This window comes from Pseudomonas sp. KBN12P06040 (assembly GCF_037574965.1).
Classification (GTDB): domain Bacteria; phylum Pseudomonadota; class Gammaproteobacteria; order Pseudomonadales; family Pseudomonadaceae; genus Pseudomonas; species Pseudomonas aeruginosa.
On the sequence record NZ_JBBELS010000001.1, the window covers coordinates 6,051,007 to 6,066,714 of the forward strand.

General features: G+C 67.8%; 13 protein-coding genes. 7 read left to right on the forward strand and 6 right to left on the reverse strand.

Going from position 1 to position 15,708, the window contains the following annotated elements:
* Positions 1–22: 22 nt before the first annotated feature.
* Both VQ067_RS28445 and gshA read left to right on the forward strand, forming a co-directional pair.
* Positions 23–385, forward strand: a complete 363-nt coding sequence (locus VQ067_RS28445) for a PaaI family thioesterase (protein WP_042115369.1) — start codon at positions 23–25, stop codon at positions 383–385.
* Positions 386–591: 206 nt separating this feature from the next.
* Positions 592–2,175, forward strand: coding sequence for a glutamate--cysteine ligase (gene gshA / locus VQ067_RS28450; RefSeq protein ID WP_023107372.1), 1,584 nt, complete (start codon positions 592–594; stop codon positions 2,173–2,175).
* Positions 2,176–2,217: 42 nt separating this feature from the next.
* On the opposite strand, the gene argA is transcribed toward gshA, so the two are convergent.
* On the reverse strand, positions 2,218–3,516 hold the full coding sequence (gene argA / locus VQ067_RS28455; RefSeq protein WP_003096265.1) for an amino-acid N-acetyltransferase: 1,299 nt from the start codon (positions 3,514–3,516) through the stop codon (positions 2,218–2,220).
* Positions 3,517–3,852: 336 nt separating this feature from the next.
* Here argA and VQ067_RS28460 point away from each other — a divergent pair, with 336 nt between their 5' ends.
* Positions 3,853–4,554, forward strand: coding sequence for a MarC family NAAT transporter (locus VQ067_RS28460; RefSeq protein WP_003096266.1), 702 nt, complete (start codon positions 3,853–3,855; stop codon positions 4,552–4,554).
* Here the strand turns inward: VQ067_RS28460 and argE are convergent.
* The 3 genes from argE to VQ067_RS28475 all read right to left on the reverse strand — a co-directional run bounded on the left by argE (position 4,527) and on the right by VQ067_RS28475 (position 7,773).
* Entirely contained in the window at positions 4,527–5,681 is a 1,155-nt protein-coding gene (gene argE, locus VQ067_RS28465) for an acetylornithine deacetylase (protein ID WP_021263152.1), read from the reverse strand. The two genes, VQ067_RS28460 and argE, sit on opposite strands and share 28 nt — an antisense overlap.
* A 99-nt stretch (positions 5,682–5,780) precedes the next feature.
* The gene (locus VQ067_RS28470; RefSeq protein ID WP_003100079.1) at positions 5,781–7,049 is read right to left on the reverse strand and encodes an inorganic phosphate transporter; all 1,269 of its coding nucleotides are present in this window, start codon (positions 7,047–7,049) and stop codon (positions 5,781–5,783) included.
* A 46-nt stretch (positions 7,050–7,095) separates the two neighbouring features.
* Complete coding sequence (locus tag VQ067_RS28475) at positions 7,096–7,773, reverse strand: TIGR00153 family protein (RefSeq protein ID WP_003096272.1); 678 nt, start codon at positions 7,771–7,773, stop codon at positions 7,096–7,098.
* 113 nt (positions 7,774–7,886) lie between these two features.
* On the opposite strand from VQ067_RS28475, the gene VQ067_RS28480 reads away from it, so the two are divergent.
* From VQ067_RS28480 to VQ067_RS28495, 4 genes are all read left to right on the forward strand, one after another.
* A complete protein-coding gene (locus VQ067_RS28480; protein WP_033954788.1) occupies positions 7,887–9,251 on the forward strand; it encodes a CYTH domain-containing protein in 1,365 nt (454 codons plus the stop codon).
* A gap of 37 nt (positions 9,252–9,288) precedes the next feature.
* Positions 9,289–11,073, forward strand: a complete 1,785-nt coding sequence (locus tag VQ067_RS28485) for a GspE/PulE family protein (RefSeq protein ID WP_003096276.1) — start codon at positions 9,289–9,291, stop codon at positions 11,071–11,073.
* 221 nt (positions 11,074–11,294) lie between these two features.
* Positions 11,295–11,747 (forward strand): NfeD family protein, encoded by a 453-nt coding sequence (locus VQ067_RS28490; protein ID WP_003109994.1) that lies wholly within the window; start codon positions 11,295–11,297, stop codon positions 11,745–11,747.
* Positions 11,748–11,878: 131 nt separating this feature from the next.
* Positions 11,879–12,208 (forward strand): DUF2388 domain-containing protein, encoded by a 330-nt coding sequence (locus VQ067_RS28495; protein ID WP_019485021.1) that lies wholly within the window; start codon positions 11,879–11,881, stop codon positions 12,206–12,208.
* 34 nt (positions 12,209–12,242) lie between these two features.
* Here the strand turns inward: VQ067_RS28495 and gcvP are convergent, their stop codons facing one another.
* Both gcvP and gcvH read right to left on the reverse strand, forming a co-directional pair.
* Positions 12,243–15,119 (reverse strand): aminomethyl-transferring glycine dehydrogenase, encoded by a 2,877-nt coding sequence (gene gcvP / locus VQ067_RS28500; RefSeq protein ID WP_033991295.1) that lies wholly within the window; start codon positions 15,117–15,119, stop codon positions 12,243–12,245.
* Positions 15,120–15,292: 173 nt separating this feature from the next.
* Complete coding sequence (gene gcvH, locus VQ067_RS28505; RefSeq protein ID WP_003107397.1) at positions 15,293–15,682, reverse strand: glycine cleavage system protein GcvH; 390 nt, start codon at positions 15,680–15,682, stop codon at positions 15,293–15,295.
* Positions 15,683–15,708 lie beyond the last annotated feature (26 nt).

The following is a 15,708-nucleotide window of genomic DNA, read 5'->3' on the forward strand; positions in this document are numbered from 1 at the left end:
CGAGATGCCCGCCCGCGAGCAGATGATCAGCGCCTACAGCGAACTGGTCGGCCTGGACCCGGTCAGCCTCGGCGACGGAGTCGCCGAGGTACGCCTGCCGATGGCCGCGCACCTGCGCAACCGCGGCGGGGTCATGCACGGCGGCGCGCTGTTCTCGCTGATGGACGTGACCATGGGGCTGGCCTGCTCCAGTTCCCATGGTTTCGACCGCCAGAGCGTCACCCTGGAATGCAAGATCAACTACATCCGCGCCGTCGCCGACGGCGAGGTGCGCTGCGTCGCCCGCGTCCTCCATGCCGGGCGCCGCAGCCTGGTGGTGGAAGCCGAGGTGCGGCAAGGCGACAAACTGGTCGCGAAAGGACAAGGTACCTTCGCCCAGTTGTAAACCGGCGCGGCCGCCATGCGGCAGAATGGCGCGCAACGGCGATCCCGATCCGTGCCGGGCGCCCGCCTCGACGGCTCCCGCCGAAGTCGCGGCGACCGGCCCCAGGACGAAGCGAAAACGCATTTACGTCCTCCCTCTTGTAGACCGCTCGGTCCACCCTCATATTGGGGCGACCGATCTGGGACGCGATCACAAGGAATCCCGACTTGAGCGATCTTCTCTCCCGCCGCCTGGCTCTGCTCGGCGCCGCAGCCAACCTGCCCCTGCTGACCGAGTGCCTGCATGGCATCGAGCGCGAATGCCTGCGAGTCGATAGCGACGGCAAGCTGGCGCTCACCCCCCACCCCCGGGCCCTGGGTTCGACCCTGACCCATCCACAGATCACTACCGACTACTCCGAGGCCTTGCTGGAGTTCATCACGCCCACGGAAACCGACGTCGCCGACACTCTGGCCGATCTCGAGCGCATCCACCGCTTCGCCAGTTCGAAGCTGGACGGCGAATACCTGTGGAGCCCATCGATGCCCTGCGAGCTGCCGGACGAGGAGAGCATCCCGATCGCCCGCTACGGCAGCTCGATGATCGGCCGCCTGAAGTACGTCTACCGCAAGGGCCTGGCGCTGCGCTACGGCAAGACCATGCAGTGCATCGCCGGCATCCACTACAACTTCTCCCTGCCGGAGAGGCTCTGGCCGCTGCTGCGCCAGGCCGAAGGCAGCGAGCTATCGGAACGCGACTACCAGTCCGCCGCCTACATCGCCCTGATTCGCAATTTCCGCCGCTACAGCTGGCTGCTGATGTACCTGTTCGGCGCCTCGCCGGCCCTCGACGCCGGCTTCCTGCGTGGCCGCCCGAGCCAGTTGGAGCGCCTCGACGAACACACGCTCTACCTGCCCTACGCCACCAGCCTGCGGATGAGCGACCTGGGCTACCAGAACAACGCCCAGGCCGGCCTGACGCCCTGCTACAACGACCTGCAGAGCTACATCGACAGCCTGCGCCAGGCGGTCAGCACGCCCTACCCGCCCTACGAGAAGGTCGGCACCAAGCAGGATGGCGAATGGGTGCAGCTGAACACCAACATCCTGCAGATCGAAAACGAGTATTACTCGAGCATCCGGCCAAAGCGCGTCACCTACACCGGCGAGCGTCCGGTGCAGGCCCTGGCCGCTCGCGGCGTGCAGTACGTGGAAGTGCGCTGCCTGGACATCAACCCGTTCCTGCCGCTGGGCATCGACCTGGACGAGGCGCGCTTCCTCGACGCCTTCCTGCTGTTCTGCGCGTTCAGCGACAGCCCGCTGCTGAACGGCGAGTGCAGCGACGCCACCGACAACTTCCTCGCCGTGGTCAAGGAAGGCAGGCGGCCGGGCCTGCAATTGCAACGTCGCGGCCAGCCGGTGGAATTGAAGGTCTGGGCGAACGAGCTGCTCGAACGAATCGCCGACACCGCGGCGCTGCTCGACCGCGCACGCGGCGGCGAAGCCCACGCGGCGGCGCTGGCAGCGCAGCGGGCTAAGGTGGCCGATGCGGAACTGACGCCTTCGGCGCAGGTGCTGAAGGTCATGCGCGAGCGCGGCGAGAGCTTCGAAGCGTTCTCCCTGCGCCAGAGCCGCGAACACGCGGAGTATTTCCGCCAGCATCCGCTGGCCGCCGAAGAGCAGGCACGCTTCGAGAAGATGGCCAGCGACTCCCTGGCCGAACAGACGGAGCTGGAACGCGACCAGGATGGCGACTTCGATACCTTCGTCGCCGCCTACCAGGCGAGCATCCTCGGCCTGATCAGCAACTGAGCGAAGCCGGCGCGCCCCTGCGCCCAGGGACGCGCCGGCGGATCACAGGCTCTTCTCGAATACCTGCGAATTGCGCTGGAAGTTGTACAGCGAGGCCCGCGCCGCCGGTAGCCGCTCTACGCTGCTGGGCTGGAAGCCGCGCTCGCGGAACCAGTGCGCGGTCCGCGTGGTGAGCACGAACAGGGTCTTCAGGCCGAGTCCGCGCGCGCGCTCCTCGATCCGCTCCAGCAGTTCGTCGCCACGCCCGCCGTGGCGGTACTCCGGGTTGACCGCCAGACAGGCCAGCTCGCCCGCCTCGGAATCGGCGATCGGGTAGAGCGCGGCGCAGGCGATGATCAGCCCTTCGCGCTCGACGATGCTGAACTGTTCAATCTCGCGTTCCAGCACCTCGCGGGAACGGCGTACCAGGATGCCCTGCTCTTCCAGCGGGCGGATCAGCTCGATCAGCCCGCCAACGTCCTCAATGCCCGCCTCGCGCAACTGTTCGAACTGCTCCTGGGCGACCAGGGTGCCGTTGCCGGTGCGGGTGAACAGCTCGCTGAGCAGCGCGCCGTCCTCGGTGTAGCTGACGATATGGCTGCGCTTGACCCCGGCCCGGCAGGCCTGCGCCGCGGCGTCCAGCAGCTCGGCCTGGTAGCTGTTGCCCAGCCGTTGCAGGTGCGCGGGCACTTGCTGCGGGCGCAGTTCGCGGACCAGCTTGCCGGATGCGTCCAGCAGGCCCTGTTCGGCGCCGTAGAGAATCAGCTTTTCCGCTTCCAGGTCGATGGCGGCGCGCATGGCCACGTCTTCGCAGGCCAGGTTGAAGATTTCCCCGGTCGGCGAGTAGCCCAGCGGCGAGAGCAGGACGATGCTGCGCTCGTCGAGAAGGCGGCCAATGCCCTTGCGGTCGATGCGACGGACCTCGCCGGTATGGTGGTAGTCGACACCCTCGACCACGCCGATCGGCCGCGCGGTGACCAGGTTGCCGCCAGCGACCCGCAGGCGCGCGCCCTGCATCGGCGAGGCGGCCATGTCCATCGACAGCCGCGCCTCGATGGCGATGCGCAGACTACCCACGGCGTCGATGACGCATTCCAGGGTCGGCGCATCGGTCACTCGCAGGTCGCGGTGATAGCGCGGAGCCAGGCCGCGCGCGGCCAGGCGCGCCTCGATCTGCGGGCGCGAACCGTGCACCAGCACCAGGCGCGCGCCGAGGCTGTGGAGAAGGACCAGGTCGTGGACGATATTGCCGAAATTGGGATGCTCCACCCCTTCGCCGGGGAGCATGACCACGAAGGTGCGGTCCCGGTGCGAGTTGATGTAGGGCGAAGCGTGACGTAACCAGTTGACGTAGTCGGGCATGGTGGGGAAAGCCTGTCGTTTCGTGAGCGAGAGCAAAGCGTGAGCGGCCGGGACGGCCCGAAGGGCGCCGTTATCGTCGTCGCAGCAACATCGACAGGCTTCTCCTCACTTTCTGGTTAACGAGACGGATGGATCACGCGCGAGTTTAAACCCTCGGCGGCCCCGCAGCGGCGGGATTCGACCATGGTACGGGGCTTGGGGCCGGACCGAACCGTTTTACCACTATTTCTGAAAAAAACTATCCGAAAACCCCGGTTAACTCGCGCAGCGCTTTTTCGCTAGGCTGCCTCGTTCGCCGTGCCGTCCGGCGCGCACCCACGCGAACGAGGAAAATCCATGAGCGAATACTTCCATCACGTCCTGGTCGGCCTGCTCGCCGTGCTCCCGGTAGCCAACCCGCTGACCAGCGTCTCGCTGCTGCTCGGCCTCGGCGGCAGCCTGCCGCCGGCGGAGCGCAACCGGCAGATATTCAAGGCCAGCCTCTACGTGGCGCTGATCATGCTGGTCAGCTTCTACGGCGGCAGCCTGGTGATGCAGGTGTTCGGCATCTCCATTCCCGGCCTGCGCATCGCCGGCGGGCTGATCGTCGCCTATATCGGCTTCACCATGCTGTTCCCCGCCACCACGCCGGACGAGACCGAAGTCCAGCACGACCTGCTGTCGGACGAGGAAAAGATCACCCCGCACTTCCGCGACCTGTCCTTCGTTCCGCTGGCCCTGCCGGGTACCGCGGGGCCGGGGACCATCGCCCTGGTGGTCAGCTCGGCGTCGACGCTGCAATCCACCTACGGAAGCATTCCGCTGTTCATCCACCTCGCGGCGATCACCGTCACCCTGCTCACCGCGCTGATCTTCTGGATCGCCCTGCAAAGCTCCGGGCGCATCATGAAGTTCCTCGGCGAATCCGGGATCGACGCCATCTCGCGAGTGGTCGGCTTCCTGCTGGTGGCGATGGGCGTGCAGTTCGTCATCAACGGCGGCTTCGAGCTGGTCGCCGGCCACGCCGCGCTTCAGTCGGCGGCGGGCGTCAGGCAGTAATGCTGGATCAGCCGGCGCAGCACGCCGACCATCGGTTCGATACGCGCCAGTTCGAGGTGCTCGTCGGGCTGGTGGGCACAGGCGATGTCGCCGGCGCCGAGGACCAGGGTCTCGCTGCCCAGGCGCTGGAAATATGGCGCCTCGGTACCGAACGCCACGGCCTCGGCGCGATGCCCGGTCAGGCGTTCGGCGACGCGTACCAGTTCGCTGTCCTGCGCCTGTTCGAACGGCGGCACGGCAGGGAACAGCGGCTGGTAGTCGATGCTCACCTTGTGCCGTTCGGCCAGCGGCCGCAGGCGCTGGCGGATCGCCTCGCGCAACTGCTCGGGCTGCATGCCGGGTAGCGGGCGCAGGTCGAATTCCAGCGAACACTGGCCACAGATGCGGTTGGGATTGTCGCCGCCGTGGATGCAACCGAAGTTCAGGGTCGGCTGGGGCACGCTGAACTGCGGGTTGTTCCAGACCTGCTGCCATTCCCCGCGCAGCGCCATCAGCTCGCCGATGGTCGCGTGCATCGCCTCCAGGGCGCTGCGCCCGAGGTTCGGATCGGACGAATGGCCGCTCTGCCCGAGAATCTCGATGCGCTCCATCATCACCCCCTTGTGCAGGCGGATCGGCCGCAGGTTGGTCGGCTCGCCGATCACCGTGGCGCGCCCCAGCGGCCGCCCGCTTTCGGCGAGGGCACGGGCGCCGGCCATCGAGCTTTCCTCGTCGCAGGTGGCGAGGATCATCAGCGGCTGGCGGAACGGCTGGTCGAGCAGCGGCAGCAGGGCCTCGATGGCCAGCGGGAAGAAGCCCTTCATGTCGCAACTGCCGAGGCCGTACCAGCGGCCGTCGCGCTCGTCCAGGCGCAGCGGATCGCTGCTCCACAGCGCTTCGTCGTAGGGCACGGTATCGGTGTGGCCGGCCAGCACCAGCCCGCCGGGACCGCTGCCGTAGCTGGCCAGCAGGTTGAACTTGCCCGGCGAGACTTCCCGGATCTCGCAGCGGAAGCCTAGATCGCCCAGCCAGGAGGCCAGCAGGTCGACCACCGGGCGGTTGGTCTGGTCCAGCTCGGGCTGGGTGCAACTGACGGAAGACGCGGCGATCAGCGCGCCGAACTGGTCTTTCAGAGACGGCAACGGCATGGGACTCTCCACACGGATCGAGCCCCATCATGGCCTATCGCGGCGGTGGATAAAACCGTCCGTTCCGGTTCCGCCTGCGCCAGCCGACGAAGACCGCGCTCAGGCGCCGAACAGCGCGCGCAGGACCAGGAAGAACAGGATCGCCAGCACCGCGCCGGCCGGCAGGGTCACTACCCAGGACAGGAAGATCGAGCCGATCACCCGCAGGTTGAGCGCGCCGATACCGCGCGCCATGCCGATGCCGAGCACCGCGCCGACCAGGGTATGGGTAGTGGACACCGGCAGGCCGATGGCCGAGGCGCCAACCACCGTGGAGGCGGTCGCCAGCTCGGCGGCGAAGCCGCGGCTGGGGGTCAGCTCGGTGATCTCCCGGCCGATGGTCGCGATCACCCGGTAGCCATAGGTAGCCAGGCCGATGACGATGCCCACCGCGCCCAGCAGCAGTACCCAGGACGGCACCGGCGAACGGCTCACCAGATCCAGGTCGCCGCCGGCCTGGACCACCGCGACGACCGCCGCCACCGGGCCGATGGCGTTGGCCACGTCGTTGGCACCATGGGCGAAAGCCATGGAGCAGGCGGTGAAGATCATCAGCACCGCGAAGACCCGCTCGACGCTGGCGAAGCCGCCACGCGGATCGGCTCCGCCAGTGGGTCGGATACGCAACAGCAGGACGATACCCAGGCCCATCACCAGGCCGCCGGCGAGCAACGCCAGACCCAGCGTCTGGAGGCCGGAAAGCTCCAGGCCGACATGCTTCAGGCCCTTGCCGACGGTCATCAGCGCGACCATGAAGCCCGCCAGGAACATGTACAGCGGCACGTAGCGGCGCGCGCTGCGGAACGGGTCCTCGGCATGCAGTACCAGCCACTGCACGCTCCTGAACAGGGCGAAGGCGAGCAGCCCGGACAGCACCGGCGTCACCACCCAACTGGCGACGATCGGGCCGATCGCGCCCCAGTGCACCGCGTGCACCGAGACACCGACCGAGGCGAAGCCGATGATCGCGCCGACGATGGAGTGGGTGGTCGACACCGGCCAGCCCTTGATCGTCGCCAGCAACAGCCAGACCCCGGCGGCCAGCAAGGCCGAGAGCATGCCGAAGACCAGCAGGTCGGGGGTCATGTACTGCGGATCGACGATGCCGCTCCTGATCGTTTCAGTGACCTCGCCGCCGGCGAAGTAAGCACCGCAGAACTCGAAGACCATCGCCACCAGGATCGCCTGGCGGATGGTCAGCGCCCGTGAGCCCACCGAGGTGCCCATAGCGTTGGCGACGTCGTTGGCGCCGACGCCCCAGGCCATGAAGAAACCGAACAGGCAGGCGAGTACGAGGAAGGCGAAGCCGTGGTCGGCGATCAGGGACATGGGCGGGGATCCGTATGCGGGCAGAAGGCGGAAAGAAACCTGGCGCTCAACGCGCCAGCAATTGCTCCAGGCGGTTGCCGACCCGCTGGGCGCGGTCGGCGACATCGCCGATCCATTCGATGATCTGGTAGAGGAACATCACGTCCACCGGCGGCAGCTCGCTTTCCAGGCGGAACAGCTCGCGGCGCACCTCGACCTGGATGCGGTCGGTGTCGTTCTCGATCGCCTCGAGTTCCTCCACCATGCTTTCCACCAGACTGGTCTCGCGCCCGCCGAAGCCGGTCTCGAGCAGTTCGTTGAGTTCGTTGACTACCCGCAACGCCTGGGCGCTGGCGTCCACCGAGCGCTGCACGTAGGCGAGCATCTGGCCCTGCAGCGGCAGCGGGATGCGCATGCGCCGGCCCAGCATCAGCCCGGCGATGTCCTTGGCGCGATTGGCGACTTTGTCCTGTACACTGAGCAGCTCCAACAGATCGGAGCGCGGCACCGGAAGGAACAGGCTCTTGGGCAGGTGCATCCGGACGTTCTTCTTCAGCCGATCGGCTTCCTGCTCCAGTCGCACCATGTCCTGCTGAACCTGTTCGACCTGCGCCCAGTCCTCGGCGATCACCGCGCGGAAGAACGGCAACAGGCCGGCCGCGCATTCGTGGGCCTTGGCGATGTGCTGCTGCATCGGCCCGATCGGCGAACGGCCGAACAGGCTGATGAACGGATTGGTCGGCATGGAACGCCTCCCTAGTGGAAATGCCGAAAAGTATAGGCCACCCACCCCGCGCGCCTTTGATCTGGAACACCTTCACCCGCGGACGCCTGGCGTCCCGAGCCGGACATCGCCCCATGCAGAAAGAAACCGAAATCAAACTCCGCGTCAGCCGCGCCACCCTGGAAGCCTTGCAGGAGCACCCGTTGCTGAAGAAACGCAACAAATCGGGCTGGGAGCGCCGCGAACTGTACAACCAGTACTACGACACCCCCGACCGCGAGCTGGCCCGGGCCAAGGTCGCCCTGCGCATGCGCCGCGACGGCGAGCAGTACATCCAGACGCTGAAGAGCCGCGGGCAGAGCGTGGCCGGGCTGTCCGAACGCAACGAGTGGGACTGGTACCTGGAAAAGAACAAGCTCGACCTGAAGAAACTCGACGACAAGTGCTGGCCGGCGGCCCTCAAGGACCTCGACAAGAAGCAGCTCAAGCCGATCTTCAGCACCGACTTCGTCCGCCAGCGCGCCGAGATCGCCTGGGGCCGCGGCAAGGCCAGGGTAGTCGTGGAGGCGGCGCTCGACCTGGGCAAGGTGGTCGCCGGCGACAACCAAGAGGAAATCTGCGAACTGGAGCTGGAACTGCGCCAGGGCGATGCCGCCGCGCTGCTCGAGCTGGCCGCGGAACTGGCCGCCGACCTGCCGCTGATGCCCTGCGACATCAGCAAGGCCGAGCGCGGCTACCGCCTGTTCGACCCGAACAGCTACGAGGTCGATCCCCCGGCCCAGAAACTGCTGGCGGAAACCCCGCTGGACGGTGCCTTCGCCGCCATCGCCTGGTACCTGCTCGGCAGCAGCCAGCGACTGGCCGAACAGTATCGCTTCAACGGCCACTGGCGCCTGCTGGAGGACTGGCTGCAACACTTGCAGGACCTGCGTACCCTGCTCGGCAGCCTCGGCCAGGCGGTGCCACGCGCCAGCAGTCGCGAGCTGCGCGAAGCGCTGGACGCTCTCCTCGCCGACTGGGCGCCGCGCATCGAGCGCGGCCGTGACGACGAGACGCTACGCCAGCAGGCGCCACAACTGTTCCGCGGCGAACTCGACGAGACCCGCTGGGGCCTGTTCTCCCTGAATGCCTCGCGCTGGCTGCTGGCCAAGGCCTGGACCGAGTCGCGCAACGAGCGCGGCAACCGCCAGGGCGCCGCCGCGCTGGGCAAATGGCTGCTGCGCAGCCTTGCCGAAGAAGCCCAGGCCACGCCGCTGGCGCGCGCCCACCAGCATCCCGAGCTGCTCCTCGACCAAGCGCCGCGCCTGCAGCGCATGCTTACCTGGTTGCGCCTGGCGCGCGGCGTGCTCGACCTGCCGGAAGCCGACCGCCTCTACGGCGAACTGGCCAAGTTGCTGGAGCTGCTGCGGCAACCTGTCGATGCCGAGCGCCTGGCTGCCCGCGCCACGCAGGCCCATACTGTGCTGACGCTCAAACCCTGGAAGGCGCTGATGAAATAAGCTTCGCCGCTACCGCCATCATCCGAAGGGAGTCTGCATGTCCGTGTTCGCCACCGCCGCCCAGGACCGCCTGCTGGACCTCGGCGACCTGCTCCGCGAGCTGGTCGCCCAGGGCCGGGTCGGGCAGGAGCAGGCCGAACAGTGCCTGGCGATCCGCCGCAGCGCGGTGCGCAACCAGCAGCATCCGCTGGAGTTCCTCGCCGCGCAGCAGGTCGAGGATCTCAAGCGCCCCGGACGCAAGCTCGACCTGGAGACCCTCACCCAGTGGCTGGCCGAGTATGCCGGCCAGCCCTACCTGCGCATCGACCCGCTGAAGATCGACGTCGCCGCGGTGACTCCGCTGATGTCCTACGCCTTCGCCCAGCGCCATGGCATCCTCGCCGTCGCGCTGAGTCCGGAGGAAGTCACCATCGCCAGCGCCCAGCCCTTCGTACAGGGCTGGGAAAGCAACCTGGTGCATGTGCTCAAGCGACCGATCAAGCGGGTGGTGGCGAACCCGGCGGACATCCAGCGCTACACCGTCGAGTTCTTCCGCCTGGCCCGCTCGGTCAGCGGCGCCACCTCGCCGGACCAGAAGATCAGCGGCGTCGGCAACTTCGAGCAGTTGCTCAACCTCGGCGCCGCCGACCAGGAGCCGGACGCCAACGACGCGCACATCGTCACCATCGTCGACTGGCTGTTCCAGTACGCCTTCCAGCAGCGCGCCAGCGACATCCACATCGAGCCGCGCCGCGAGCAGGGCACCGTGCGCTTCCGTATCGACGGCGTGCTGCACAACGTCTACCAGTTCCCGCCGCAGGTGACCATGGCGGTGGTCAGCCGCCTGAAGTCGCTGGGACGGATGAACGTGGCGGAGAAACGCAAGCCGCAGGACGGCCGGGTCAAGACCAAGACCCCGGACGGCGCCGAGGTGGAGCTGCGCCTGTCGACCCTGCCCACCGCCTTCGGCGAGAAGATGGTGATGCGCATCTTCGACCCCGAGGTGCTGCTCAAGAGCTTCGACCAGCTCGGCTTCTCCGCCGACGACCTGCGCCGCTGGCAGAGCATGACCAGCCAACCCAACGGCATCATCCTGGTCACCGGCCCCACCGGCTCGGGCAAGACCACCACGCTCTACACCACGCTCAAGCAACTGGCCACCGACGAGGTGAACGTCTGCACCATCGAGGACCCGATCGAGATGATCGAGCCCTCGTTCAACCAGATGCAGGTCCAGCACAACATCGACCTGACCTTCGCCAGCGGCGTACGCGCCCTGCTGCGGCAGGACCCGGACATCATCATGGTCGGCGAGATCCGCGACCTGGAGACCGCCGAGATGGCGATCCAGGCGGCGCTCACCGGGCACCTGGTGCTCTCCACCCTGCACACCAACGACTCGCCCACGGCGATCACCCGCCTGCTCGAACTGGGCGTGCCCTACTACCTGATCCGCGCCACGGTGCTGGGGGTCATGGCCCAGCGCCTGGTGCGCACGCTCTGCCCGCACTGCAAGGCGCCGATGCAACTGGCGGACAGCGACTGGCACGAACTGACCCGCCCCTGGAGCGCCCCGCCGCCCAGCGGCGCGCACCAGGCCGTGGGTTGCCTGGAGTGCCGCGACACCGGCTATCGCGGGCGCGCCGGCGTCTATGAAATCATGCTGCTCAGCGATAGCCTGAAAGAACTGATCACCGCCGACACCGACCTGGTCGCCCTGCGCCGCCAGGCGTACAAAGAAGGCACCCGCAGCCTGCGCCTGTCCGGCGCGCAGAAGGTCGCCGCGGGTATCAGTACGCTGGAGGAAGTACTGCGGGTGACCCCGCAGAGCGAACAGAAGTAGCGGCACATCCCGTCGGCGGAGTTCCGACGGTTGCACGGCACAACGCCGGACGGGCCTGCCAGGCCCACAGACAAGGATGTAGACGATGACGAGCGCTCCCCCCGCCGTCCCCGCGCCGACGCTCCCCAGCCCCGGCGCACCGCACCTGCGGCGAGCCGCGAGCGGCGTCCCTGGCCCGATGTGGCTCGGCCGGCCGCCGAGCCGGCGCTGAGGGCCGGCCGATGGAAATCCTGCTGCTACGCCTGGACTTCTGGGACTGGCTGGCCTTCGGTACCGTCCTCCTGCTCCTGGAAATCTTCGGTGCCGGCGGCTATCTGCTGCGGGTCGGCCTCACCGCCGCTTGTGTCGGTGCGCTCGGCGCGCTCCTGCCGGGACTGGCCTGGCCCTGGCAGGTAGGGCTGTTCGTCCTGCTCTCCGGGCTGGTCGCCGCCTTGCATCGACGCCGTCGCCGCAAGGCCGGTAGCGTCGAGGAAACGCCAGGGTTGCAGCGACGCGGCGACGACCTGTTCGGCCGCACCTTTCCCTTGCACCGGGCGATCGTCGGCGGGCTCGGCGAGCTGCGCGTCGAGGACGCGTTATGGCTGGTCAGCGGTCCCGACCTGCCGCGCGGCGCCCTGGTCCGGGTCACCGGCCAGGACGGCGCCCTGCTGCACGTCGAGCCTGCCGCGCCCTGAATCGCTGTAGCTCCCGGCCGGCGGGGGCTGTACGGCAGCGGAAAAAGCGACCGGACGGTCATCCCCGCTGGAACTCCGGGACGGCAAACGCGATCTGATGTAACACGCAGCCCCCTATCAGGAGTTCCCCCATGCGTTCCGTCAAACTCGCCGCCGCCACCCTGGTCATCGCCGCCCTGCCGCTGGGCTCGGCCACGGCCGATACCTTCTGGCGCAACATCATTTCCTCGGGTGCCACCACGGCCTCCACCTACCTGACCTTCCGCCACGACCACAAGCTGATCGTCGCCGCGCAGGACGACGCCGGCAGCTACATCGCCAGCGACGGCGCGATCCGCGGGCCATACCTGGAAGCCGCCCTGCAGAAGCTGCGCAACGACAACCCGGACCTGCAGGCCAGCGACATGGAACTGGCCAGCGCGATCCTCGCCGGCGGCGAGCAGTCCGCCGTCCAGCAGTAGGCCCCGGCGACCTCGCCTCCGCCCGGAGGCGAGGTCACTCGCGGTAGTCGTCCAGCGGCACGCAGGCGCAGAACAGGTTGCGGTCGCCGTAGACGTTGTCCACCCGGTTAACCGCCGGCCAGTACTTGAACGCCCGCGCATGTTCGCTCGGGGTCACCGCCTCGGCGATCTCGTAGGGTCTCTGCCAGATCCCGGTAACGTCGGCCAGGGTATGCGGCGCCCGTTTCAGCGGGTTGTCCTCCGCCGGCCAGTCGCCGCTTTCCACCTTGCCGATCTCGGCCCTGATGCTCAGCATCGCCTCGACGAAGCGATCCAGCTCCGCCTTCGACTCGCTCTCGGTCGGCTCCACCATCAGCGTGCCCGGTACCGGGAAGGACATGGTCGGGGCGTGGAAGCCGTAGTCCATCAGGCGCTTGGCCACGTCTTCCTCGGTGATCCCGGTCTGCGCCTTGAGCGGTCGCAGGTCGAGGATGCATTCGTGGGCGACGCGCTCGTTGCGCCCGCGGTAGAGCACCGGGAACGCCCCGTCCAGGCGGTTCGCCAGGTAGTTGGCGGAGAGGATCGCCACCTCGCTGGCGTCGGCCAACTGCGGGCCCATCATGGCGATGTACATCCAACTGATCGGCAGGATGCTGGCGCTGCCCCAGGGCGCCGCGCTGACCGCGTCGTTCAGCGGGTTCGGCCCTTCGACGCGGATCACCGGGTGGTTGGCGACGAACGGCGCCAGGTGCCGCTTGACCCCGATCGGCCCCATGCCCGGTCCGCCACCACCATGGGGGATGCAGAAGGTCTTGTGCAGGTTCATGTGCGAGACGTCCGCGCCGATGTCCGCCGGTCGCGCCAGGCCGACCTGGGCGTTGAGGTTGGCGCCGTCCATGTAGACCTGGCCGCCGTGGCGGTGGACCACTTCGCAGATCTCGCCTATCCCCTCCTCGTAGACGCCGTGGGTCGAGGGATAGGTGATCATCAGGCAGGACAGCCGGTCGCCCGCCTCGGCCGCCTTGAGGCGCAGGTCGTCGAGGTCGACGTTGCCGCGGGGATCGCACTCGACGATCACCACCCGCATGCTGGCCATGATCGCCGAGGCCGGGTTGGTGCCATGCGCCGATGCGGGAATCAGGCAGATGTCGCGCTGGCTATCGCCGCGGCTCCGGTGGTAGCGGCGGATCGCCAGCAACCCGGCATATTCGCCCTGTGCTCCCGAGTTCGGCTGCATGCAGATGGCGTCGAAGCCGGTGATCGCCCGCAGCCAGGCTTCCAGTTCGTCGATCATCCGGCGATAGCCCTCGGCCTGCTCGCGCGGCACGAACGGATGCAGTTCGGCGAATTCCGGCCAGGTGATGGGGATCATCTCGCTGCTGGCGTTGAGCTTCATGGTGCAGGAGCCGAGCGGGATCATCGCCTGGTTCAGCGCCAGGTCCTTGCCTTCCAGCTGGCGCAGGTAGCGAAGCATCTCGGTCTCGCTGTGGTGGGCGTTGAACACCGGATGCTGCAGGTAGGCCGAAGTGCGTTGCAGGACCGCCGGAATGCCGTCGGCCACCGCCCCGCCATCCAGGTGCGCGACATCCAGCCCGTGGCCGGCGCCGAGGAAGATCTCGAACAGGGTCGCCAGGGTCGCCGCGTCACAGGTTTCGTCGAGGCTCAGGGCCAGCCGCCGGTCGTCGACCACGCGCAGGTTGACCCGCGCCGCCCGCGCCCGTTCGAGGATCGCCGCCTGACGCTCGCCGACCTCGTAGGTCAGGGTGTCGAAGAAGTGCCGGTTGAGCCGCCGCAGTCCCTTGCTTTCCAGGCCCGCCGCCAGCAGCGCGGTCAGGCGCTGGACGCGTTGGGCGATGCGTTTCAGCTCCTGCGGCCCATGGTAGACGGCATACAGCGAAGCAATGTTGGCCAGCAGCACCTGGGCGGTGCAGATGTTCGAGTTGGCTTTTTCCCGACGGATGTGCTGCTCGCGGGTTTGCAGGGCCATGCGCAACGCCGGGTTGCCGCGGGCGTCGCGGGAAACGCCGATGATCCGCCCCGGCATTGCCCGCTTGTACCCTTCGCGGGTGGCGAAGAACGCCGCGTGCGGCCCGCCGTAGCCCATCGGTACGCCAAAGCGCTGGGCGCTGCCGAGCACCACGTCGGCACCGAGTTCCCCCGGCGGGGTCAGCACCAACAGGGCGAGCAGGTCGCTGGCGACGCAAGCCAGCGCCTGTTGGCCGTGCAACGCCTCGATAAGCGGGCGCAGGTCGCGGATCTCGCCGCGACTGTCCGGGTATTGCAGCAAGGCGCCGAACACCGCGTGGGCGGCAAGATTGTCCGGCTCGTCGACGACCAGCTCGAAACCGAACGCCTCGGCGCGGGTACGCAACACCGAAACGGTCTGCGGATGGCAATGCGCATCGACGAAGAACCGGTTGCTCCTGGCCTTCGCCACCCGCCTGGCCAGGGCCATGGCCTCGGCGGCGGCGGTGGCTTCGTCGAGCAGCGAGGCGCTGGCCAGGTCGAGTCCGGTGAGGTCGATGGTCAGTTGCTGGAAATTCAGCAGCGCTTCCAGGCGGCCCTGGGCGATTTCCGGCTGGTAGGGCGTATAGGCGGTGTACCAGCCGGGATTCTCCAGCACGTTGCGGAGGATCACCGGCGGCGTCACGGTGCCGTAGTAGCCCATGCCGATCAGGCTGGTCCAGCGCTGGTTGAGCCCGGCGTAGCCGCGCAGGCGCGCCAGGGCGGCCTGTTCGTCGAGCGCGGCGGGCAGTTCCAGCGGCCGGTTGAGGCGGATCGCCGGCGGCACCGTCTGCACGATCAGTTCGGCGCGAGTGGAAACTCCGAGGAAATCCAGCATGGCCTGCTGTTCCGCCGGATCGGGGCCGAGGTGGCGGCGCAGGAAGGCATCGGCGGGCTGGAGCTGGGCGAGGGACGGCGTCTGCGACATGGCTTCGGTCTCGTTGGGGGCGGCATCGCCCTGCCAGCGATCGTCGCCGAACGGATATCGAATGAGAAAGCAACGACGGCGAAAACGCATTTCGCCGCTGCAAAAAGAACAAAGCCTCGAATGATCGAGGCCTTGTCCAAGGATAGCGGGTTTTGTCGCGACTACGCGGCGGCTCAGCCTTCCGCGTCGACGGCGGCCTGGTAGCCAGCGGCGTCGAGCAGCTTGTCCAGCTCGGCCGGATTGCTCGGCTTGAGCTTGAAGAACCAGGACGCGTACGGGTCGTTGTTGACGTCTTCCGGGGTGTCGGCCAGGGCTTCGTTGATAGCGATGACTTCGCCGCCGATCGGCGAATAGATGTCGGAGGCGGCCTTCACCGACTCGACCACGCCCGCTTCCTGGCCGGCGGCGAGGGTCTTGCCCAGCTCCGGCAGCTCGATGAAGACCACATCGCCAAGGGCTTCCTGGGCATGGTCGGAAATGCCCACGGTGACGCTGCCGTCGGCTTCCAGGCGAGCCCATTCGTGGCTCTGGGCGTAACGCAGTTCGGCGGGAATATTGCTCATCTTGTTTTCCTCGAAGTCGGGGGCGA